Genomic DNA, 21603 nt, shown 5'->3' on the forward strand with positions numbered 1-21603 from the left:
TCGGCGCGTCCATGCAAGGCGCCATGCGCTTGCCGGACAGCGTACAGGAAATTGCCGACGTGATCGGACGCGCGCAGGCGCTGATGCTGATCGGCGCTTTACCGCGCTGCTATGTCGGCCAGCCTGGAAAGAAGTCCTACCAGGTCGTCATGTACGTGCCGACCGTAAAGAACCTGCGCCCGGATCACCAGCTGGTCCGCATCCTGGGCAGCGCCGATGCGGAAAAGCTGTGCAAGGCTTTCGGCGGCGAAATCATGAAGCCGGCCAACTGCGCGTTCATCCAGCGCGCCTTCGTGCACGAAGCCATCCTGGGAATGATGCGCGGCGGGACCATGAAGGCGACGCAGGTCGCGGCCATCGTCGGCGTGCACGAACGCACCGTGCGCAACCTGGTGCGGGAAAACCCACCGGAGGATCGGGAGCGCGCGGACGGGGACAATACAAGAGATGTCAATCGAAAGGCCCGACCCATGATCCGTATTTCCCCGCAGTGTGTTGCATGACGACGCCCGGCACGCAACAGCAGGACCCGAGCCAGCAGGCGTCGATCGGCAACGGCATCAAGCTCGATGTCATGGCGGTCGACTTCCACGCATTCAACGAACGCCTGGTCAAGGTGGAAGCGAACCTTGAGCGCAACAACGAAATGACGGCGCTCCTGCTCGAATTGTTCAGTGCCGCGAAGACCGGTTTCAAGGTGCTGGGCTGGGTCGGTGAAGTCGTCAAATGGGCCGGCATGATCGCCGGCGGCGCCGTCGCCATGTACGCGGCCTGGAAATCCTTCGGAGGGAAATAAGAATGAGCAACGGAAAAATGCGCATGGCGATCGGCGCGCTGTCGATGAGCGCCGCCGCCTTTGTCGGCATCGCGGTGCGCGAAGGGTACACGGACCGGGCCGTCATCCCGACCAGGGGCGATGTGCCGACCCATGGATTCGGCACGACCCAGGGCGTCAGGATGGGCGACCGGACCAACCCGGTCGAGGCGCTGCAGCGCGCCTTGTCCGATGTGCGCCAGTACGAAGGCGCGCTGAAACAGTGCGTCGGCGTGCCGCTGCACCAGGCCGAATACGATGTCTACACCGACCTGGCGTACAACATCGGCGGCGCGGCCTTCTGTTCCAGCACCATCGTCAAGCGCCTCAACAGCGGCGACTACACGGGCGCCTGCGAGGCCATCCTGAAGTTCAGATATGCGGCAGGCTACGACTGCTCGACACCCGGCAACAAGCGCTGCGCCGGGGTCTGGACCGATCGCCTGCGCGCCCATGCGCAGTGCGTGGCCGCGCAGTGATCGCCGCGCTGGCGCTCAGGGCCGCCGCGCCCTACGCGATCGCGCTGGCGCTTGCCGGCGCCAGCCTGTACGCGGCGTACGCGCATGGCGTCGGCACCACGACACGACTGTACGAACTGCGCATCGGCGCCGACGCCCTGAAGCACGCCCGCGACCTCATGTCATGGAACGCCAGGGTCGAGGCCGCCGAGCGCCGCAGCGTCGACGACATGGCGGCGCTGGCCGCCACTTACGAGAAAGTACGCGCAGATGAAAAAGCACAACACGAACGCCATGCTGCTGAGCTGCTCAATGGCACTCTGCGCTTGCGCAAGCGACTTGCCTATGCCGGGTGCGGCGGCGCCGGCATCGCCCAGGCTGGCGCCAGCGCCGGCAGCGGTGATGCAGCCCAGGGCGTCGGACTTCAGCTCGCGGATGCGCAATTTCTGCTGCGAATCGCCAGCGAAGCCGACCAGGTAGCGGACCAGCTGCGCGCCTGCCAGGCCGTGGTGCGGGCCGATCGCCTGGCGCCCTGAGCGGCCGGCGCAGGACCGGTGAGGGAATTTGGGGCTTCCGGAGCAACTGTTCCGGAAGCGTTTCGAACGCGGCCTGCGGGCACGCGTGAACGACAACTGGGAACACATGAATACTGATACTCACATCGACCTGCCGGCGCTGCACGACACGATCGTCGCCGCGATCCGGGCGCGCTTTCCGGCGCTGCGCACCGTCGCGTTCTACCGCGACGTCGGCACCGACCTGCCGGTCCCGGCCTGCCTGCTCGACATGAGCGGCTTCGACGCCGCGCCGGAAGTCGATCCGGGCACCGGCCAGTTGCCGGTCATGCTGCAGTTCAAGGCGGCGTTGACGATCGCCTCGAGCACGGCGGCGCCGCAGCTGTCCGTGCGCGTGCTGGCCGCCGCCTTCGCGGCGTTCCTGCACGAAAAGCGCTGGCCCGGCGGCATGACCGGTCCCGCGCAGGCCATCCGCGCCTACAAGGACGAGGCCAGGCCGCTGCCGGACCAGTACCAGGCCTGGTGCGTCGAATGGCGCCAGGTCGCCCACCTGGGGCACAGCGTCTGGAACGACGACGGCGTCGCGCCGACGACCGTGTATCTCGGCTTCACGCCGGAGATCGGCATCGGCAAGGAAGACCGTTACATCGAGGTGACCGGGTTGAACCTGAATAATTTGCCAGGCAACAGCGGCGCGGCCGCCATGAAAGCGGCCCTGCCATGAGCGCGGAAATCGAACGGCTCATGTCGAACATGATCCGCGTCGGCGTCGTGGCGCAGCTCGACGAAGCCAACGCCCGCGTGAAAATGCGGGTGAATGGCCTGGTCACGGACTGGATGCCGTTTCACACCGGCAGGGCGGGTGCGACCCGCACCTGGTCGGCGCCGCGCATCGGCGAACAGCTGGTGGTGTTCGCGCCGTACGGCGACACCGGCCAGGCGTTCGCGGGGCAGGCGGTGTACCAGGACGCGCATCCGGCGCCGGCGGCGAGCATGCACCAGGAACACGTCGTGTTCCCCGACGGCAGTACCGGCGATTACAACAGCGCCAGCAACACGCTCACCATCACCGTCAACGGCGGCGGCAACGTCATCGTCAATTGCAAGCACACCACGATCAACACGGACGACGACATCACGGTCAACACCAAGGTCGCCACGGTGAACGCCTCGATCGGCACCACGCTCAACACCCCGGTCACCACGCTCACGGGCGACCTGCGGGTCGTCGGCAGCATCGATTTCGGCAGGGGGCTGACCGGCAGGGACGGCGCCCGCATCTCGGGCGACATCGTCTCGATCGACGCCGACGTGATCGCCATGAGCTCGATCAGCCTGGCGCTGCACAAGCACCGCGAGCAAGGCGACCTGCAACTGACCACCAAGCCGGTGTGACGTGGAAAACCCCCCGGAGGAAGTTCGCGTCCATTCCGCCCAGAATGGGGGTATGGACGGAATCAACGCAAACACAGGAAAACGGCTCGGCGGCCTGGCGCATTTGCGCCAGTCGATCCGGGACATTCTCACCACACCGACCGGCACGCGGGTGATGCGGCGCGACTACGGCAGCCGCCTGCCGCGCCTGGTCGACGCACCGATCAACAGCGACACCATTCTGGAGATGTATGCCGCCACGGCGGAAGCGCTGCGCATCAACGAACCGCGGTTCAGGCTGCACAAGGCGCTGATTGTCAACGCCGTGCCTGGCCGCATCGAGATTGACCTGACCGGCGACTACCTGCCGGAAGGCCGACTAATCAAGCTTGACGGAATCGAGATTACATAATGGCAGGAGCATTTACCGCTGTCGATCTTTCGCAGCTTCCCTTTCCGGACGCCGTCGACGCGCTGGACTTTGAAACCATCCTGACGGCGATGCTGGCCGACCTCCGCGCCCGCGATCCGCTGTTCAGCGCGCTGGTCGAGTCCGACCCGGCGTTCAAGATCATGGAAGTGTGCGCCTACCGCGAACTGTTGCTGCGCCAGCGCGTCAACGAGGCGGTCAAGGCCGTCACCCTGGCCTACGCCGAGCAGGCCGACCTGGAACAGATCGCCGCGCGCTACGACGTGCAGCGCCTGCAGCTCGTCGCCGAGAATCCGGCCACGACGCCGGCCACCCCGGCCGTGTACGAAGACGACGACAGCCTGCGCCGCCGCGTGCAGCTCTCGTTCGAGGGCTTCAGTACCGCCGGTCCTGAAGGCGCGTACGTGTTCCACGCGCTGGGCGCCGACGCCGACGTGCTCGACGTGGCCGTGGCCAGCCCGGCTCCCGGCGTGGTGTCGGTGGCGGTGCTCTCGCGCCAGGGCAACGGCACGCCGTCGCCGGCGCTGCTGGCCGCCGTCGACGCCACGCTGAGCGCGCAGGACGTGCGCCCGCTCACCGACAATGTGGACGTCGTTCCCGGCAATATCATCGACTACAGCGTGACGGCGTCGCTGGTCCTGTTCGACGGTCCGGACGCCACCGTCGTCATCGACGCCGCGCGCGCCGCGATGCAGGCCTACGCCAGCGCATCGCACCGCCTGGGCCGCGACATCACCCTGTCGGGCGTGTACGCGGCCCTGCACCAGCCAGGCGTGCAGCGCGTGGTGCTGGCGGCGCCGGCGGCCAATATCGTCACCGCCTGGAACCAGGCAGCTTATTGCAACGGCATCACCCTGAGCGCGGGCGGCACCGATGCCTGACCATTTGCTGCCCTCCAACGCCTCGCCAGCCGAGCAGTCGATGTCGCTCGCCATCGCGCGCGTGAGCGATGTGCCGCTGGCCGTGCGCGAGTCGTGGAACCCGGACACCTGCCCCGCGCACCTGCTGCCGTGGCTGGCCTGGCAGTTCAGCGTCGACAAATGGGATACCGGCTGGTCGGCCGCGCAAAAGCGCGGGGCCATCAAGGCCAGCATCGAGGTGCATCGCACCAAGGGCACGCCGTACGCCGTGCGCACCGCCCTCGAAGCGCTCGGCTATCCGGTCGTGCTGACCGAATGGTTCAAGCTGGTGCCGCTGGGCGACCCGTACACCTTCGGTGTGAGGCTCGACGCCAGCGGGGCCGGGGTCCCGGGCAAGGCGGCGTACCAGACCATCCTGGACGTGATCCAGAGCACCAAGAACGTGCGCAGCCATCTGGCGCGGCTGCAGGTCGACGGCCGCGTCGACGGCACGATCTTTGCCGGCGGCATCCCCATGTGCGGCGAGCTCGTGAAAGTGGCGGCCAACGAAGGCGAACTCGCGGGGAGCGACCTGATCGCCGAAGCCATCGCGCACGGTTTTCCCGACACCGAAGCGGCAGTCGACCTGCTGCATTCGTTTATCCATACCGCGCTTCCTGCGGCCAACTACTGGTAGGAAATTCAATGACACTTGCAAACAAAGTTGCCCAATTTTATGTCGACGCCGACGTGGTGCACGACATCGCCCACGGCGATGCGAACACCACCGTCGACACGCTCGGCGGCCCGGTACCGTCGCTGGCCAAGCTGACCAAGGACCTGGCCGCGTCGTTTCCTCTCGCCGGCCCGCGCTACCTGCAGGTGCGCGAAGTCCAGCCCTCCGGCATGGGTGCGACCACCGGCACGGCCAGCGAGCCGAATACGCCGATCCAGCGCATTCTCAATACCGTGGTGACCAACGAGATTGCCGGCGCAAGCCTGGCGAACAATGCGATCACCCTGCCGCCCGGTAAGTACTATTTCCGCGCGCGCTCGCCGGGCAATGCGTTCGGTCGCATCGCCAGTATGTCCGGCACGCCGTTCGTGTTGTACGGGAAATCCGCCATGACTGGCGGGCTCAATGCCTGCGACCACGAAACGGTCGGCATGGCGACGCTGTCGGCGCAGACCCAGGTTGCCATCTACACGGTGATCGGGGAGGGAAGCGTGCCTCTGGGCGGCGGCAAAGTCGCCGAGGTGCAGGTGATTTCCGAATTAGAAATCTGGAAGCTCTGACATGGAATACGGCGTAAAACTGACAGCCGTCGGGCTGGCAAAAATCGCGGCGGCGGTGGCCAACAAGGGCATCGTCAAGCTTACCCACATGGCGGTCGGCGACGGCAACGGCAATCCGACGCTGCCCGACCCGGCCCAGACCGCGCTGGTGCGCGAAGTCTATCGCGGCATGATCAATTCGCTGCTGGTGGACGCCAACGATCCGGCCGTCATGCACGCGGAGTTGCTGATTCCGTCGAACAGCGGCGACTTCGCCATCCACGAAGTCGGGGTGTACGACCAGGACGGCCAGCTGTTCGCGGTAGGTAACTTCCCGGCGACCTGGAAGCCGCTGGCGGCCCACGGCAGCACGCGCGACATGATCGTCGACCTTGCCATCAAGGTCAGCAACACCGCCAACGTGCAGCTGGTGGTCGACACGCAATTCGTGGGCGCCACGCGCAGCTGGGTCATTTCCACCATCACCCGGGCTTACATCATTCCCGGCGGCACCACCAACCAGCTGCTGGCCAAGGTCGACAACCTCGACGGCAATACCAAGTGGGTCGACCCCACCGACGCCAACGTGCTGGTCGACGTGATCAAGGAGCGCCAGCTGGCGGCGGCGGGGCAGGACACCTTCACGCTGTCGGTGTGCACCACCGACGGGGTGGCGGTCTACGTCGAAGGGTCGCGCCAGCACGAGTTCCAGGTGCTCACCGGGGTGAGCCTGAAGCTGGCGCTGCCGCTGCCTGCGGGCACGGAGGTGCTGTTCGTTCAGAACGAGCCGAACGAACCGCTGAAGATCCCGCAAAGAATCAAATTTATCGGCTACTACATAGGACAAATCTAATGGCATCCATGATTTTTGGTAAGGCAAACCTGGTCGCAGGGGTTGAGCAGCAGATCGGCGCTGCGATTCCGGCCAATCAAACGGCTGTTGCAAATATTTCTTTCGTCAACCGCGGCAGTGTGCCGGTGCGCATACGCCTGGCGTTCGGCAGCGCCATCGTGGCGGCGGAGGCCGACTGGATCGCCTTCGACCGCGTTCTGCTGCCCAATTGCGAGTATGAAAAGACAGGCTGCCTTCTGACCGAAGGCGAAAAAATCTTTGTGCGCAGCGACCTGGCCACCGTGTCGGTGCGCGCGCATGCATTGCTGGAAGGAGCGTAAGGAATGGGTATTTCGGCTGATAACAACGACATCAATTACACGGCGGACAACGCGTCGAACCTGGTGCGCCCGCATGGTTTCATGGGCGTGTTCGGGCGCGGCGCGTACAGGATATTCGAGCAGAACGGAACCTTTGTCGTCCCTGCCGGGATTTCGAAAATCCGGGTGCGCGTGGTGGGCGGCGGCGGCGGCGCGGGCAACAACCTGGGCGTTGGGGGGGCCATCACTGGCGGCCCAAGCGGCGGCGGCGGCGGCGGGTATGCGCACGGCGTATTCACCGTTGCGCCAGGGGGCAGTTTCCCCGTCGTGGTCGGTGCCGGCGGCCTCAGCACGGCTGTTCCCGTCGGCGGTATGCTCAGCCCGGCGACTGCGTCCGCCGGGGGCGCGTCGTCGTTCGGCGCGTTGATTTCCGCCACTGGCGGTCTGGGCGGGAAGACTAGCGGCATGGACGGGCAACTCAATAACGGCGGCCTGGGTGGCGTCGGGACGGGCGGGGACTTCCAGGCCACCGGGGGCCAGGGTGGCGCCGGCCGAGGCCCGTTTGGCGGCGGAGGTGGCGGCAGTGGGTCGCAGCTGGGCGACGGCGGCAGCGTCTCGCAGCTGGGCGGTAATGTCACGGGCGGCGGCGGCGTCGTCGGCGGCGTTTTTGGCACGAGCGTCACACAAAACGCGAGCGGCCAAGCTTACGGCGTAGGCGGCGGAAGTGCTTTCGGTAATTCCAAGGTGCTGCCGGGACCAAACGCTTACGGACTGAGGGGCGAAGTTCAAGCAGCGGGATACTCCCTTTCTAGCGCGGTCATCCGGTTCCCGTTCGACGGCTTTATGGGGGCTGGCGGCTTGCCAATGGGCGGCAACGGTGGCAGCGGCGGCGGCGGCGGCGGGATCGGTTCCACGGGCGGGTACCCGGGCGGGCAGGCGGGCAGCGGCGGCGATGGCGGTGGCGGCGGTGGCACTACCGGCATTGGCGGTGGCGGATCTCTCGGCGGCATTGGCGGCGGCGGCGGCGGCATTGGCGTTGGGAGTGGACCGCACCCATCCGGCGGCCCCGGCATTGTCATCGTGGAGTACTGATCCATGAAGCAAGATCAAAGCACATTGCTGTCGCTGGCGCTGAGCGCGACAGCGGCGGGCGCGGTGACCGCGAAAGCCACGCCCGCGCCGGACGACAGTTCCAAACGGCTGGCCACCACCGAGTACGTCAAGGTGGCCGGCCGGCTGAACCGGATCCTGGTGTACCGGATGAACGCCGGCGTGCAGCAGGTATCGATCAACGGCTCCGCATTCACGCCAACCGGTGCCGGCCTGTACACGCCAGCGACCGGCATGATGTTCATCAAGGCGCAGGTCCAGGGCGGCGGCGGCGCAGCCGGCGGCACCGGGGCCGCAGCGGCGGGCAACGTCAGCGTGGGCGCCCCCGGCGCGTCCGGCGCCTGCGGTGTCAGCCTGTTCAGCAGCGTCGATATCGGCGCATCGAAAGCCGTCACCGTGGGCGCCGGCGGCGTGGCGGCGCCGAACGCGGCCGGAACCGGCGGCGGCGCATCGTCCATCGGCACCTTGTTGAGCGCGCCAGGCGGCGCGGGCGGCACGCTGCTCAACAATGTGGCGCCGCCCGCAGTGATCGGCAACAGCGCGGGCTCGGCCGCTCCGACCGGGGCCAACCTGCTGGCGCTCGTCGGCGCGGCGGGATCGGCGACCTTCGCCAGTTCCTCACTGGCGAACGGCATGCTGGGCGGCTGCGGCGGCTCGTCGCCGCTGGGCGCCGGTCCCGCCGGCGCGGCCGGCAATGCCGCCGCCATCAGCGCCAGCAATTACGGCACGGGCGGCAGCGGCGTCGCAGTCAACCAGACCGGCGGCGCGCTGGCGGGCGGCCACGGCGCCGCCGGTGTGGTCGTCATCGAAGAATACATCTGAGCACCATCAAGCCCCCCACCGGCGGCCGCCATCCGGGCGGTCGGCTGTGGAAAATCCACCGGAGGAATCCGGCCTGCTTGCGCGGCAAACTAGATGCTGCCAACCCCAACACTTTTATAGGATATAAATATGGCCGTTGAACAATTCCTGCACGGCGTCGAAGTCATCGATATCGACGGCGGCGCACGTCCCATCTCCACCGTGAAGTCGAGCGTGATCGGTATCGTCGGCACCGCGCCGGACGCCGATCCGCTTGCCTACCCCCTGAACACCCCCGTCCTGGTGGCCGGCTCGCGCATCGAGGCTGCCAAACTGGACATGACCGGCCTGGGCCTGGGCACCCTGCCGTCGGCGCTGGATTCGATTTTCGACCAGTGCGGCGCCGTCGTCATCGTGGTGCGCGTGGCCAAGGAAGCCACCGACAGCGCCACCCTGGCCAACATGCTGGGCGGCGTCGACCCCGTCACCGGCCAGTACAAGGGCGTGCACGCCCTGCGCGCCGCCCAGTCCACCCTAGGCTACCAGCCGCGCCTGCTGTGCGCTCCCGGCTTCACGCATCAGCGCGTCACCGGTGGCGTGGTCACCCTGACCGGCGCCGCCGGCTCCGGTTACACCGACGGCACCTATGCGCTGGCGGCCAGCGGCGGCACCGGCGGCAGCGGCGCTGCGGCGACAATCACCATCGCCGGCGGCGTCGTCACCAAACGCACGATCACCAACAGCGGCAGCGGCTACAGCGTGGCCCCGACCTTCACCCTGTCCGGCGCGGGCGCGGGCACCGGCGCGACCTTCGTTCCCGGCCTGGGCAACGCAGGCAATGCCGTGGTCGCCGAACTGGTGGGCATTGCCGACCGCCTGAAGGCCACCATTTTCGCGGACGGCCCGAGCACCAACGACGCCGCCGCCATCGCCTACGCGGGCGACTTCGGCAGCAAGCGCGTGTTCGTGATCGACCCGAAAGTGCTCAAGACCGAAAACGGCGTGCTTGTGACCCAGTTCGCCAGCGCCGGCGCGGCAGGCATCCAGGCCCGTATCGACAATGACCTGGGCTTCTGGTGGTCGCCGTCGAACCAGCTGTTCAACGGCATCCAGGGCACCGAGCGTCCGATCGATTTCACCCTGGGCGACGCCAACAGCCGCGCCAACATGCTCAACGAAAAGAAGGTCGCCACCATCATCCGCGAAGACGGCTACCGCCTGTGGGGCAACCGCACCTTGTCGAGCGATCCGAAGTGGGCCTTCCTGTGCGTGGTGCGCACCGCCGACATCATCAACGACAGCCTGCTGCGCGCCCACCTGTGGGCGGTCGACCGCGGCATCACGAAAAACTACATGACCGAAGTGGTCGAAGGCGTGAACGCGTACCTGCGCCACCTGACCGCCATCGGCGCCATCCTGGGCGGCAAGTGCTACGCCGACCCGGACCTGAATACGCCGCTGCAGATTGCCCAGGGCAAGGTGTATTTCGACTTCGACTTTACCCCGGTGTATCCGGCCGAGCACATTACCTTCCGCAGCCATCTGGTGAACGATTACATCAAGGAGATTTTCTAATATGACCGCGCGCGACGTTCGCAAAAATTTTAACCTGTTCATCGACGGCAAAGGCTTTGCCGGCCAGGTCGAGGAAGTCACCCCGCCGAAGCTGACGCTCAAGACGGAAGAATTCCGTGGCGGCGGCATGAACGCCCCCGTCAAGCTGAGCATGGGCCAGGCGGCGATGGACGCCGGCTTCACCATGATCCAGTTCAGCCGCGATGCGCTCTCGTACTGGGGCGTGGCCGAGGGCCAGTTCGTGCCGTTCACGCTGCGCGAATCGCTCGAATCGTATGACGGCACCACCACCCCGGTGACCCATGTCATGCGCGGCAAGGTGCTGGAAGTCGACATGGGCAGCGTCAAGGCGGGCGAAAAGCCGGCGCTGAAGCTGTCGATGAACCTGAACTACTACAAGCTGATGCATGGCGACGTGGTGGTGCATGAAATCGACATCATCAACATGATTCACATCGTCAACGGTGTCGACATGCTGGCCGCCCAGCGCGCCGCACTGGGCATGTAACAACCCGCTGGCCGCCCGGCGCGGCCAGTTTTCAAGATCAATTCATCAGGTGACCAACATGGCAAAAACTTCGAATGTAAAAATGAGTGCGGACGGCAGCGCCGCCGATATCACGCTGACCAAGCCGCTCAATATCGACGGCACCAACGTGGGCGCGCTGCGCATGCGCGAGCCGACCGTCGACGACCAGCTGGTGCACGACCTGACCAACGGCAGCGATGCCGCGCGCGAGGTGGAATTCATGGCCAAGCTGTGCGGGCTGGCGCCGTCCAACCTGCGCGCCATGGGCTTGCGCGACTACCGCCGCGTACAGGAAGCCTTCCAGCTTTTTATCGACTAAGCGCAGATTACTGCCTTGACGGGATGCTGGCGCTGGCATCCCACACCGGATGGGCCGAGGCGGAAATGCTGAGCATGCGCACGTCGCGGTTCACCGCTTACCTGGAACGACTGGCAAAACAGCATGGCAAATAAACCTCTCACTACAATGATTACCATCGGCGGCACCGTGAGCGCAGGGCTGAAGTCGGCCCTGGGTTCGACGGCGTCGATGGTGACGGGAATCGGCAAGGCGCTCGACGACCTCAATCGCAGGCACGCCAACCTGAAACTGTTCATCGATACGTTCGAGTCGATGGGCAAGAGCGCCAAGCACTTGCGCTCAATTTACGAGAACAACACCAAGGCGATCGGTGACATGGTCGCCGCTCAAGACAAGCTCGAGCTCAGCCAGAAACGGAAAGCGGGCATCAAGGCCCACGCCGCGAACATCGGCGCCGCCGGCGCCGGTGCGAGCACGATGGGCAAGTCCATCCTGGGATCCTTGATTCCCGGCGTGAAGGAAGCGACGGAGTACGACAGCGAGCAGTCCCGCGTGCGCGCGGTCGGCTTGAGCGGCGAGAGCGGCGATAGCGCGTTTAAATTCGCCAAGGAAATGAAGCAGTTTGGTCTGAGCCAGGTAGAGAAGCTCGAATTGATGCGCGACGCCTTGGTGATTGCCGGCGATCAGTCCAAGGCGGAAATGATCATGCCCATGCTGGGCAAAATAAAATTCGGCAATGTGGCCATGTTTGGCACAGAGAAGGGGGAGGAAAATACCGCGGCCTTCATGGACATGGTGAAGGTGATCCGCCTGCGCGGCGGCCTCGACTCGCCGGAAGCGTTCAAGGAGCCGGCAAACATCATCCAGCGCTTGATCACCGCCAGTGGCGGCCGGGTGGTGGCTGCCGACTGGCGCGACCTCCTGACCAACGCGGGCGTGATGGGCGAGGGCATGGACAGCAAAGTGCTGTTCCACAGCATGGCGCCCCTGGTGCAGACGATGGGCGGCAAGGAAACCGGCGCTGGCCTGGGGGCGCTCTACAATTCGATGTATCAGGGGACGATATTATCCCGGCAGTTCAAGAACATGGACAAGCTTGGCCTGATCGGCGACAGGTCGAAGCTGGACATGGCCGGCAAGTCAGGCCGGACGGTCGGGTTGAACCCTGGCGCGCTGCTGGGATCGGATCTGTTCAAGAGCGATCCTTTCCAATGGATGAACACCGTGCTTGTTCCGCAACTGAACAAGAAGGGGATCACCGACGAGAACAAAATCCTCGATGCGATCGGCATGATCTCGGCAGATCCGGTCAGTAGGAATTTCCTGACCCGCATGTACACCGAGCGCAAGAGTATTGCTGCCAGTCGGGAGAACAGCGAAAAGGCCCAGGGCGTCGACCAGGTGGTGGAAGAAGGGAGGACGGGCGTCTCGGGCAAGCTCATGGAGGCCAAGGCCAAGCTGGCCGATGCCAAGTTGGGCCTGGGTATACAGATGCTGCCGCTGTACACCAAAGCGCTCACCCTGGCGTCGAACGCGCTGGAGAAATTCAACGCGTTCAGCGAGCGCAACCCGGCACTGACCAGCACCTTGGTAGTTGGTGTCGCCGCCCTCGGCGTCGGCCTGGCCGCGATCGGCCCGCTGCTGGTGACCGCCGCTGGCGCCATGGGCATCTACGGCGCAGCGCAGACGATGCTCACGCGCGTCGCCGTCGGCGGCGGCGCGACCGAGGGAGCGGGCATGCTGGGGCGTGCGCTGGCAAGCCTGCGCACCATTGTGCCTGGCGTGCTGGCGGTCCTTCGCCCGCTGGCGCTGGCCTTCATGCTCGTCGCTCCCCCGATGGGTTTGCTTGTCGCCGGCGCCGTCGCCATCGCCGCCGTTGGCGTGCTGATCTGGAAGTACTGGGAACCGCTGAAGGCCTTTTTCAGTTCCTTCGGCAGCGCGCTGATGAGCGGACTGGCGCCGGTGGGCAAAGGCATCCTCGCGGCCTTCGCGCCGATCTGGGACGTGCTCAAGCCCATCGTCATGCCGGTGCTGGAAGGGATCGGCACGTTTGTGAGCCGGCTTGCCGCGTGGTTTGGCGAGTTGCTCACGCCAGTGAGCGCGACAGCGCAATTGACGACCGACTTCGGCAACGCGGGCAAGGTCTGCGGCGAAGTGGTGGCGACCGCTTTCAATCTCATGCTGCTGCCGATCGACCTGGTGCGTGCGTCGGTCAAGTGGATCAGCGAGAACATCGGCGGGGTGATCGACAAGACCATGCAACTCGGATCGGGCGGCCTCCTGGGAGCGGGCTGGACTGCGGCGGCATCGCTGTTCGGCGGCAGTGCGCCCGCGATGGCCGGCAGCGCGCCCGCACTGCCGCCGGTGCGCGGCGCCGGCCCGGCCGCAGGCGCGGCCAGCAGTCAGGCGAACACCTTCAACATCACCCAGCAGCCCTGGCAGGATCCCCGGGCGCTGGCCGAGGAAATCATACGGCTGCAGCTGCGCCAGCAAGGAATTAACGAGCGCAGCGGATTGAGGGACTACACGCAATGAGCGAAATCATGATGAAGTTGGGGCCGTATTCATTCGGCCTGCAGACGGCGGCCTACCAGGAGTTCCAGCGCATCACGGCCTATACCTGGGCCGCGCAGGCGCGCTTCGGCAAGCTCAACATGCTGCAAGCGACCGGACCCGGCGACGATGGCCTCACGCTCAGCGGCGTGGTCTTCCCGGAACACTTCGGCGGCACCGGCCAGCTCGACAGCCTGCGGGCGCTGGCCGGCCTGCAGCAGCCGCAGGCGCTGATCGACGGCCGCGGCAATATGCTGGGGCAGTGGGTCATCGAGAGCATCGACGAAACCGGGTCGATCTTTGCCGCGCGCGGCGTGGCGCGCAAGCAGGATTTCAGCATCAAGCTCAAGCGCGCTGCGGACGACAGCGCCCAGGGCCTGATTGCGCCGCCGGCGCCGATGGCCACGCAGAGTTTCCCGATCTCGCCGGACCTGCTTTCCAGCGCAAAGAACCTGGCGAGCACGGCGCGCAATGGCGGCGCCACCATGCTCGGCACCTTGAGCGAGTCGCTGGCGAACGTGACAGGCGTTGCCGCCGACCTGGGCGAACAGGCTTCCGTGGCGCTGAAGGCGGTGCGCAGCGGCATGAACCTGGCGAAGACGCTGCAGAACGCGGGCAGCGACGCCGGCGCCCTGCTGGCGGGCGTGAAATCGGTGGCCGGCATCGCCAGCGCAATGAACGGCCTGGTCAATGTGGGCGGGAACATCTCGCGCGCCGCCGGGTCGGCCTCGGGCGCCCTGCAGCGCGCCGGTGTCGAGCTGGGCGCGATCGAGGCCAACCCGGCCGCCGTCGCGGCGCTGCGCGGCAGCATGGTGGCGGTGAATCAGCTCAATGTTTTTGCGGTATCCGTGCGCAGCACGGCTCAATCGATTATCGGGCGACTCTAATGGCGACATACATCACGAAAGACGGCGATACCGCCGATTACCTCACCTGGAAGTATTACGGACGCCAGGACCATCAGATCGTCGAGCAGCTGCTGCAGGCGAACCCCGGACTGGCCGACCGCGGGCCGGTCCTGCCGCCCGACGTGCGCGTCGTGCTGCCGGACGTGGTGCGGCCGGTGGCGTTGAAAGGGCCCAGCCTGTGGAGCTGAAACCGACCTATCAGCTGCTGGCCAATGCGACCGATATCACGGCGGTCATCGAGAGCCGCTTTCTGTCCTTGTCGCTGACCGATGAAACCGGCGTCACGTCGGACAAGCTCGAAATCAGGCTGTCCGACAGCGACCCGGCCGCGCCGATCCGCAAGCCGCCTAAGGGCGCGGAGCTGGAACTGTTCCTCGGCTACGATGGGGTGAACGCGCGCATGGGGCTGTACTGTGTCGATGAGATCGAGTACAGCGGCTGGCCGGGCGAAATGACGATCCGCGCGCGCGGGGCGATCTTCGACAAGACGCCGAAGGGCAAGGCCACCTTGCAGAGCCAGAAGACGCGCAGCTGGGCTGCCGGCACGACGCTCGGGGCGATGGCGGCGACCATCGCCAGGGAGCATGGCATGGAAGCGGCCGTGGCGGCGTCGGTGACGGGAATTGCGTTGCCGTATGTGGCGCAGCAGGACGAGTCGGATCTGAATCTGCTGATTCGCCTGGGGAAGAAGTACGACGTGCTCGTGAAGCCTGCGAACGGCAGGCTGGTGCTGGCCAGGCGCGGCGAGTCGAAGTCGGTCGGCGGGCAGCCGCTGGCGCTGATCAGCGTGACGCCGGACAGTCACATTACCTCGTTTCATGTCACCGAGACGGCGCGCGACAGCGGGGGGACGGTCGTCGCTTATTATCATGCGGTGAAGGAGGGCACGCGGCATGAGGTCAAGGTCGGCAGCGGCGAGTCGGTTACGCGGCTCAAGCAGCATCAGCCGACCAGGGAGATGGCCATGGCGCTGGCAACGGCCGAGCTGGCCAAGCGCGAGCGGCAGAAGGCGACCCTGTCGCTGACCTTGCCCGGGCGGCCGGAGTTCGGGGCGGAAGGGAAGTTGCGGACCTCGGGCTTTCGGGAGGGCGTCGATCATGATTGGGTCATTACGCGGGTGACGCACAATTTGACCAAGGACGGAGGGTATTCTTGTTCGGTCGATGCGGAGTTGCCGACCGGGGGGAAGGGGGAGGTGAAGGATGTGGCGGATGGGGGGATGGGGTGAGGGGCGCTGGTTGGACCCGACACTCAGCCTTGTCATTTCTGGCTGCGGTGTTGCTGCGATCTCGGAGTAGCGGTAAATGCAAGAAATCGCGCAGCGATTTTCCTCTAGTCAGGGAATCGGAGAGCCTCGCGCTTGCAAGCGCGAGTCGCGTCGTGGGCGCCGGGCATGTCCGGCGAATTCCCGGATAATAGCCTCGCGGTTGCAAGCGCGAGTCGCTTCGTGGGCGCCGGGCATGCCCGGCGAATTCCCGGATAATAGCCTCGCGCTTGCAAGCGCGAGTCGCTCCATCGGCGTCGGGCATGCCCGACGAATTCCCGATTCCGCCCCCGGCGACGCGGCTTCGATTCCCACCGCCCATTGGCGCAAGCGAAAAAAAACCGCCCAAGGGCGGTTTTTTGCATACGGTGGTGGAGGCGGCGGGAATCGAACCCGCGTCCGCAAGCACTCTACAGACAGTTCTACATACTTAGCACTGCCATTTAATTTAACCGGTACAACGCGGACGTGCACGCTGTGTACAAGCGAGTTACCTATTATTTAGTCCGGAACTAAGTAACCCAGTTCAAGACGAGTCCCTGTAAATGACTCTAGAGCTTTTGACGGCCCACCCCAGGGACGAGGTGTTCTAGAGCTAGCAGCAATTAAGCTGCGAGTGCGTACGAGTTATCGTTTGCAGTTAAGTTTTTCAGGTTGTATTTACGAGGTGGCCCGCCCTCGGTATGCCCTGCGCTGCTTTGCAACCCACGTCGAAACCAGGTCGCCCCCACAGAACATCCATTGTACCTCAAATCCTCAACACTGTGCCACTCCCGTGTCAAGCAGAAAATCACAAGCCAACTGTCAAAAAATGACCACAAAAGAAAATATAATTTCTCAAATGCATCAAATAAATTGCCACATGGAATTTTTCAGGCTATTCTCTTGCCTGTGACTTCGCAGTCAAGTCAAACCCTCTAACCCTCTCCAGGAGAACCAGCATCATGATGACCAAGACGACCTTCCGCCTTTGCGCAGCCCTGATCGTAGCAGCCAGCGCCAACGTGGCCTTCGCAGCTGACGTGCCAGCGGTGTTCGATGCAAAAAGCTGCAAGGCCGACTATCCTAAAGCGTCGTTGATGAACGAAGAGCAGGGCGTGGTCAGCATGGCTTTCCTGGTGTCGGCCGAAGGCAAGGTGCTGGAAGCGAAACTGGACAAGACCAGCGGCTTCAAGAGCCTGGACAAGGCGGCGATGAGCGCCATCAGCGCCTGCAAATTCAAGCCGGGCAGCAAGGACGGCCGTCCTGACAGCACCTGGACCAAAGTCGAATACAACTGGACCCTGAGCTGATCGATAACCGCCGGACCATGCGCCCCTGACAGGCGCATCGTCTCCCGCAGAATCGACAACGCCTGGCCGATGCTTGAAAAAGCAGACGCCAGGCGTTTTGTTTTGAGGCCGCCGGTGCCCGGCAGCCAATCGGAAGCGGCCGCTTATGCCACCAGCACCGCCGGCGTCGCCGCCGCGACTGTTGCGCGCAGCAGGTCCAGCAAGTCCTGCGGCGTCTCGAGCAGGTAGTCGGCGCCCCATTGGGCCGGTTCGACCGCGCCGCAATAGCCCCAGGCGCAGGCCACGGTGACCATGCCGGCCGCGCGCCCGGCTTCGATGTCGCGCAGGTCGTCCCCCACGTACCAGCACTGTTCCGGTGCGATGCCGAGCCGGCGCGCGCCTTCGAACAGCGGCGCCGGATGCGGCTTGGCGTGCGCGGTGGTGTCGCCTGAAACGATGCAGCCGGCGTGGTCGAGGCCGATCAGCGGCATCAACGGGTCGGTGAAGCGCGCCGGCTTGTTGGTGACGACGCCCCATGCCATGCCGGCCTCGCTGATGCCGGCCAGCAGTTCGGGCACGCCGCCGAACAGGGTGCTGTGCGAGGCCATGTCGGCCTGGTAATAGTCGAACCATTTCACGCGCAGGGCTTCGTAGCCGGCGTCGCCGGGCGCCAGGCCGAAGGCGGCGCCGATCATGCCGCGTGCACCGGCCGAGGCCGTCGGGCGCAGCAGGGCGTACGGGGTCGGTTCCAGGCCACGGTCGGCGCGCAGGCGGTTGACCGCCGCCGCCAGGTCGGGCGCGGTGTCGGCCAGGGTGCCGTCGAGGTCGAACAGGACGGCGCGCGGCGCCGCGGGAGAAAGAGGAAAGGTCATGGCGGCGGCTCGGGTTCGGCTGGGCTTACAAGGGACGGCTGCAGGCAACCATGTAGTTGACGCTGGTGTCCTGGTTCAGGGAGTAGATCTTGGTCAGCGGATTGTAGGTCATGCCCTTGAGGCCGTCCACCTGCAGGCCGGCGGCACGCACGAATTGCGCCAGTTCGGACGGCGTGATGAATTTGCCGTAGTCGTGGGTGCCTTTGGGCAGCATGCGCAGCAGGTATTCGGCGCCGACCACGGCATATAAATAGGCCTTGGGATTGCGGTTGATGGTCGAGAAGAAGACATGCCCGCCCGGCTTGACCAGGGTCGCGGCCGCTTTCACGATGGCGCCCGGGTCGGGCACGTGTTCCAGCATTTCCATGCAGGTCACCACGTCGTATTGCCCGGCTTCGCGCGCGGCCATGTCTTCGGCGGCGATCAGCTCGTAGCGCACCTGCACCCCGGACTCCAGGCTGTGCAGGTCGGCCACCTTGAGCGCCTTGTCGGACAGGTCGATCCCGGTCGCGTCGGCGCCTTTGCGCGCCATCGATTCGGTCAGGATGCCGCCGCCGCAGCCGATGTCGATCACTTTCTTGCCGGCCAGGGCGGCACGGGCGTTGATCCATTCGAGGCGCAGCGGGTTGATTTCGTGCAGGGGCTTGAACTCGGACGTCGGGTCCCACCAGCGGTGGGCAAGTTCGCTAAATTTCTGGATTTCGAGAGGGTCGGCATTCATACGCGGAATAATAGCGGGAAATCGGTGAATGCGACGGACGCAAGCATAAAAAAACCGGCCCTCAGTCCGCGCCGATGACGATCTTGCCCGTCTCCTGCTGTAACTTGAGCCGCTCTCCGATGCGGGCGATTTCGTCGATTGCCGGGAGCAGCTCCCGGCCCAGCGCCGACAGGCTGTATTCGGCCGAGGGCGGCGAGGTGGCCATCAGGGTGCGCACGATGACGCCTTTTTCTTCCAGGTCTTTCAGGCGGCCGGACAGCACCTTGGCCGAAATGCCGGGAACATCGGCGCGCAGCTCGCCGAAGCGGCGCGGTCCGGCGCCGAGGTTCCACAGCAGGGTCGGCGTCCAGGCGCCGCCCAGCAGCCACATGCAGGTGCCGACCGCGCAGCGCGGAATCGGCGTGGCGACTTTACTCTTGCGCATTTTCAGACCCATCGCACCGATTCCCCTTCGCTCGATGACCGCGCGGTGACGTAGTTACCGCACGGAAACCGGATTATTCTTCTTACCTTGGGTAACTTCGTATCCTTTGGTAACCATGGCCGCTATTATACGGTCCTTCTTGTTCCACCGAAAGGATCGTCATGATGAAGCTGTATTACTCCCCGGGCGCCTGCTCGCTGGCGCCGCATATCGTGCTGCGCGAGGCCGGCTTGCCGCACCAATTGTTGAAGGTCGACCTGCGCCGCCACCAGCTCGACGATGGCGCCGATTACTATGCCGTCAACCCCAAGGGCGGGGTGCCGGCCATCGCATTCGACGATGGGGTCGTGTTGACCGAGGGCGTGGCGCTGCTGCAGTACCTGGGCGACCGTTACGCGCCCGCGCTGCTGCCTGCCGGCGCTACCCTGGAGCGGGCCCGCCTGCACGAGATCCTCAATTACCTGTCGTCCGATTATGCCAAGGCGTACACGCCGCTGTTTTACCTGGCCGAGGGCGCCGACAGGGCCGCGGCCGGGCGCCCGGCGATGGCGAAAATGGCTTACCTCGACAGCTTGCTGGCCGATGGCCGCCCCTTTATCCTGGGAGCGCAATGGTCGGTCGCCGACGCCTACCTGTTCGCGCTGACCCGCTGGGCGGTCGACTTCGGGATCGGTTTCGACGCCGTGCCGGCGCTGAAGGCCTACATGGCGCGCAGCGAGGCGCGCGCGGCGGTGAGGGCGGCGCTGCTGGCCGAAGGACTGGGCTTGCAATTCGGGCAGGGCTGAAGCTTGCCGCTGCCGGTCCGCATGAAAACGCGGACAAAAAAACACCCCTGCGAAAGGGGTGTTTAACTGACGATGCGATCGCCGTCGCAGCCGCCCGCCGCAGGGCGGCTGGCGCGCGGATTAGGATTACTTGGCGCGGGTGCCGACGACTTCGACTTCCACGCGGCGGTTCTTGGCGCGGCCTTCGGCGGACTTGTTGTCTGCCACTGGCTGCGATTCGCCCTTGCCTTCGGTGTAGATGCGGTTCGCTTCGATGCCTTTGGCTTGCAGGTAAGCCTTGACAGCTTCGGCGCGGCGGATCGACAGCTTCTGGTTGTACGCATCGGTACCGACCGAGTCGGTGTGGCCGACGGCGATGATGACTTCCAGGTTGATGCCTTGCAGTTTCGAGCTCAGGTCGTCCAGCTTGCTCTTGCCTTCGGCTTTCAGGACCGACTTGTCGAAGTCGAACAGGGCGTCAGCGGCGAAGCTCACTTTTTCCGAGCTGGCGACCGGTGCGACAACCGCTGGCGGCTGGGTGACCGGTGCGTTCGGTGTCGGTGGCGCTACAGGCGCTGCCGGCGTGACGCATTTGCCGTTTTCCAGTTTCGCTGGCTCGACGCACAGGGGCAGGTCGCAACCTGGCACGGCATCGGCCGGGGTCCAGTAGCCGGTGCGCCAGCACAGGCCGAAAGGATCGCGTGCGATCACGCCGCGGGCATCCTGGACATAGGCGCTGTTTGGTTTCGGTGCCATGATGTCGGTGGTCACAGGAGCGAACGGTGGCGACTGTTGTGCCAGTGCGCTGCCTGCGATCGCGGAGGCGGCGAGCATGAGCGAGACGAGTTTTTTCATAGTTTTTCTTCCTTTCGGGGGTGATATCCGCAGCTTTATAGCTGCGCAACTTTTCGAGCGTGGACAAGATAGTAGCAGCTTGTCCCAGCCATTACCCGTGACAGTTTCGTGACAGCTTGTGAAACAGGCAATTAACTTCTGGGCCATTTTGCCACACGCGCTTAAATAGCACGAAGGCTGTTAAACCAATCGTGCTGCAATGTGGTGCATCACGTTGTTTTCGTGCAACATTGAGGTGTACTGTCAATAGTGGACACGTCCGTTTCAAGCAGCCAGCGCCTCTTTCCTAAAGTTTTCGGCGAATGAAGCTGGCGATACGTAGCCAAGACGCGAGTGGCGTCGCTGGCGGTTGTAGAAGATCTCGATATACTCCTTGATCGCTGACTCCGCGTTAGCCCGCGTGGCATACCTCTGATGATGAATCATTTCGTTTTTCAAGCTGCCCCAGAAACTCTCCATCGGCGCGTTGTCATAGCAGTTCCCCTTGCGCGACATGGATGCCTGCATGCCGAACTGCTCGACCAGCTTGCGGTAATCGTTGGCGCAATACTGAGTGCCGCGATCGGAGTGATGGATCAAGCCAGGCGCCGGTCGCTTGCTGCGTACCGCCCGCCACAAGGCCTGCGCCGTCAGGTCCTGCGTCATGCGTGAGCCCATCGCATAGCCCACCAACTCGCAGGTAAAAACGTCTTTGACTCCAGCCAGGTACAGCCAGCCTTCATCAGTCATGACATACGTTATATCGGTCACCCAGGCTTCGTTGGGCCGGGTTGGCGCGAACGTTTGGTTCAACAGGTT

28 protein-coding genes and 1 other RNA gene are annotated in these 21603 nt (G+C 64.9%); 23 read left to right on the forward strand and 6 right to left on the reverse strand.

Features of this window, described 5'->3' with window-relative positions; all coding sequences use genetic code 11:
* Positions 1-23: 23 nt before the first annotated feature.
* The 21 genes from EJB06_RS26240 to EJB06_RS26340 all read left to right on the forward strand — a co-directional run bounded on the left by EJB06_RS26240 (position 24) and on the right by EJB06_RS26340 (position 15862).
* Positions 24-503: a hypothetical protein gene (locus EJB06_RS26240; protein WP_126076987.1), complete on the forward strand. Its 480-nt coding sequence runs from the start codon at positions 24-26 to the stop codon at positions 501-503.
* Positions 500-796, forward strand: a complete 297-nt coding sequence (locus tag EJB06_RS26245) for a hypothetical protein (RefSeq protein ID WP_126076988.1) — start codon at positions 500-502, stop codon at positions 794-796. The genes EJB06_RS26240 and EJB06_RS26245 overlap by 4 nt, the downstream gene beginning before the upstream one ends.
* A gap of 2 nt (positions 797-798) precedes the next feature.
* Complete coding sequence (locus EJB06_RS26250) at positions 799-1293, forward strand: lysozyme (RefSeq protein ID WP_126076989.1); 495 nt, start codon at positions 799-801, stop codon at positions 1291-1293.
* Positions 1275-1808: a lysis system i-spanin subunit Rz gene (locus tag EJB06_RS26255; protein ID WP_126076990.1), complete on the forward strand. Its 534-nt coding sequence runs from the start codon at positions 1275-1277 to the stop codon at positions 1806-1808. Before EJB06_RS26250 ends, EJB06_RS26255 begins: the two co-directional genes overlap by 19 nt.
* A 106-nt stretch (positions 1809-1914) precedes the next feature.
* Positions 1915-2511 carry a hypothetical protein gene (locus tag EJB06_RS26260; RefSeq protein WP_126076991.1) on the forward strand — a complete coding sequence of 199 codons (597 nt, stop codon included), beginning with the start codon at positions 1915-1917 and terminating at the stop codon, positions 2509-2511.
* The gene (locus EJB06_RS26265; protein ID WP_126076992.1) at positions 2508-3182 is read left to right on the forward strand and encodes a phage baseplate assembly protein V; all 675 of its coding nucleotides are present in this window, start codon (positions 2508-2510) and stop codon (positions 3180-3182) included. Before EJB06_RS26260 ends, EJB06_RS26265 begins: the two co-directional genes overlap by 4 nt.
* A gap of 52 nt (positions 3183-3234) precedes the next feature.
* Positions 3235-3573 carry a GPW/gp25 family protein gene (locus tag EJB06_RS26270; protein WP_126076993.1) on the forward strand — a complete coding sequence of 113 codons (339 nt, stop codon included), beginning with the start codon at positions 3235-3237 and terminating at the stop codon, positions 3571-3573.
* Positions 3573-4472 (forward strand): baseplate assembly protein, encoded by a 900-nt coding sequence (locus EJB06_RS26275; protein ID WP_126076994.1) that lies wholly within the window; start codon positions 3573-3575, stop codon positions 4470-4472. Before EJB06_RS26270 ends, EJB06_RS26275 begins: the two co-directional genes overlap by 1 nt.
* Positions 4465-5127 carry a phage tail protein I gene (locus EJB06_RS26280; protein WP_126076995.1) on the forward strand — a complete coding sequence of 221 codons (663 nt, stop codon included), beginning with the start codon at positions 4465-4467 and terminating at the stop codon, positions 5125-5127. Before EJB06_RS26275 ends, EJB06_RS26280 begins: the two co-directional genes overlap by 8 nt.
* Positions 5128-5135: 8 nt before the next feature.
* The gene (locus EJB06_RS26285; RefSeq protein ID WP_126076996.1) at positions 5136-5726 is read left to right on the forward strand and encodes a hypothetical protein; all 591 of its coding nucleotides are present in this window, start codon (positions 5136-5138) and stop codon (positions 5724-5726) included.
* Between the two features lies 1 nt (position 5727).
* A complete protein-coding gene (locus EJB06_RS26290) occupies positions 5728-6558 on the forward strand; it encodes a phage tail protein (RefSeq protein WP_126076997.1) in 831 nt (276 codons plus the stop codon).
* Positions 6558-6878: a hypothetical protein gene (locus EJB06_RS26295; protein ID WP_126076998.1), complete on the forward strand. Its 321-nt coding sequence runs from the start codon at positions 6558-6560 to the stop codon at positions 6876-6878. The genes EJB06_RS26290 and EJB06_RS26295 overlap by 1 nt, the downstream gene beginning before the upstream one ends.
* Positions 6879-6881: 3 nt before the next feature.
* Positions 6882-7949, forward strand: a complete 1068-nt coding sequence (locus EJB06_RS26300; protein ID WP_126076999.1) for a glycine-rich domain-containing protein — start codon at positions 6882-6884, stop codon at positions 7947-7949.
* Positions 7950-7952: 3 nt separating this feature from the next.
* The gene (locus tag EJB06_RS26305; protein WP_126077000.1) at positions 7953-8789 is read left to right on the forward strand and encodes a hypothetical protein; all 837 of its coding nucleotides are present in this window, start codon (positions 7953-7955) and stop codon (positions 8787-8789) included.
* A gap of 129 nt (positions 8790-8918) precedes the next feature.
* Positions 8919-10343, forward strand: coding sequence for a phage tail sheath C-terminal domain-containing protein (locus tag EJB06_RS26310; RefSeq protein WP_126077001.1), 1425 nt, complete (start codon positions 8919-8921; stop codon positions 10341-10343).
* Between the two features lies 1 nt (position 10344).
* Entirely contained in the window at positions 10345-10851 is a 507-nt protein-coding gene (locus EJB06_RS26315) for a phage major tail tube protein (protein ID WP_126077002.1), read from the forward strand.
* A 58-nt stretch (positions 10852-10909) separates the two neighbouring features.
* Positions 10910-11191, forward strand: coding sequence for a phage tail assembly protein (locus EJB06_RS26320; protein ID WP_126077003.1), 282 nt, complete (start codon positions 10910-10912; stop codon positions 11189-11191).
* Between the two features lie 147 nt (positions 11192-11338).
* Positions 11339-13708, forward strand: a complete 2370-nt coding sequence (locus EJB06_RS26325) for a phage tail tape measure protein (protein ID WP_126077004.1) — start codon at positions 11339-11341, stop codon at positions 13706-13708.
* Positions 13705-14613: a phage tail protein gene (locus EJB06_RS26330; RefSeq protein WP_126077005.1), complete on the forward strand. Its 909-nt coding sequence runs from the start codon at positions 13705-13707 to the stop codon at positions 14611-14613. Before EJB06_RS26325 ends, EJB06_RS26330 begins: the two co-directional genes overlap by 4 nt.
* The gene (locus tag EJB06_RS26335; protein WP_126077006.1) at positions 14613-14822 is read left to right on the forward strand and encodes a tail protein X; all 210 of its coding nucleotides are present in this window, start codon (positions 14613-14615) and stop codon (positions 14820-14822) included. Before EJB06_RS26330 ends, EJB06_RS26335 begins: the two co-directional genes overlap by 1 nt.
* Positions 14813-15862 (forward strand): phage late control D family protein, encoded by a 1050-nt coding sequence (locus tag EJB06_RS26340; protein ID WP_229427296.1) that lies wholly within the window; start codon positions 14813-14815, stop codon positions 15860-15862. Before EJB06_RS26335 ends, EJB06_RS26340 begins: the two co-directional genes overlap by 10 nt.
* 405 nt (positions 15863-16267) lie before the next feature.
* On the opposite strand, the gene ssrA is transcribed toward EJB06_RS26340, so the two are convergent.
* Positions 16268-16627: a transfer-messenger RNA gene (gene ssrA / locus EJB06_RS26345) on the reverse strand.
* A 218-nt stretch (positions 16628-16845) separates the two neighbouring features.
* On the opposite strand from ssrA, the gene EJB06_RS26350 reads away from it, so the two are divergent.
* Positions 16846-17190, forward strand: a complete 345-nt coding sequence (locus EJB06_RS26350) for an energy transducer TonB (RefSeq protein ID WP_126077019.1) — start codon at positions 16846-16848, stop codon at positions 17188-17190.
* A gap of 143 nt (positions 17191-17333) precedes the next feature.
* On the opposite strand, the gene EJB06_RS26355 is transcribed toward EJB06_RS26350, so the two are convergent.
* The 3 genes from EJB06_RS26355 to EJB06_RS26365 form a co-directional block, all read right to left on the reverse strand.
* On the reverse strand, positions 17334-18041 hold the full coding sequence (locus tag EJB06_RS26355; RefSeq protein WP_126077007.1) for an HAD family hydrolase: 708 nt from the start codon (positions 18039-18041) through the stop codon (positions 17334-17336).
* Positions 18042-18066: 25 nt separating this feature from the next.
* On the reverse strand, positions 18067-18762 hold the full coding sequence (gene ubiG, locus EJB06_RS26360; protein ID WP_126077008.1) for a bifunctional 2-polyprenyl-6-hydroxyphenol methylase/3-demethylubiquinol 3-O-methyltransferase UbiG: 696 nt from the start codon (positions 18760-18762) through the stop codon (positions 18067-18069).
* 61 nt (positions 18763-18823) lie between these two features.
* Positions 18824-19186 carry a winged helix-turn-helix transcriptional regulator gene (locus tag EJB06_RS26365; protein ID WP_229427297.1) on the reverse strand — a complete coding sequence of 121 codons (363 nt, stop codon included), beginning with the start codon at positions 19184-19186 and terminating at the stop codon, positions 18824-18826.
* A 161-nt stretch (positions 19187-19347) separates the two neighbouring features.
* Between EJB06_RS26365 and EJB06_RS26370 the strand changes: the two genes are divergently transcribed.
* Positions 19348-19971, forward strand: a complete 624-nt coding sequence (locus EJB06_RS26370) for a glutathione S-transferase N-terminal domain-containing protein (protein ID WP_229427298.1) — start codon at positions 19348-19350, stop codon at positions 19969-19971.
* A 126-nt stretch (positions 19972-20097) separates the two neighbouring features.
* Here EJB06_RS26370 and ompA read toward each other — a convergent pair whose 3' ends face one another.
* On the reverse strand, positions 20098-20805 hold the full coding sequence (ompA, locus tag EJB06_RS26375; protein ID WP_126077010.1) for an outer membrane protein OmpA: 708 nt from the start codon (positions 20803-20805) through the stop codon (positions 20098-20100).
* A 264-nt stretch (positions 20806-21069) separates the two neighbouring features.
* Positions 21070-21603 (reverse strand): IS3 family transposase (locus EJB06_RS26380; RefSeq protein ID WP_126077011.1); only part of this gene is annotated, 534 nt, incomplete at its 5' end.

It is taken from the genome of Massilia atriviolacea, assembly GCF_003953935.1.
GTDB lineage: Bacteria > Pseudomonadota > Gammaproteobacteria > Burkholderiales > Burkholderiaceae_D > Telluria_A > Telluria_A atriviolacea.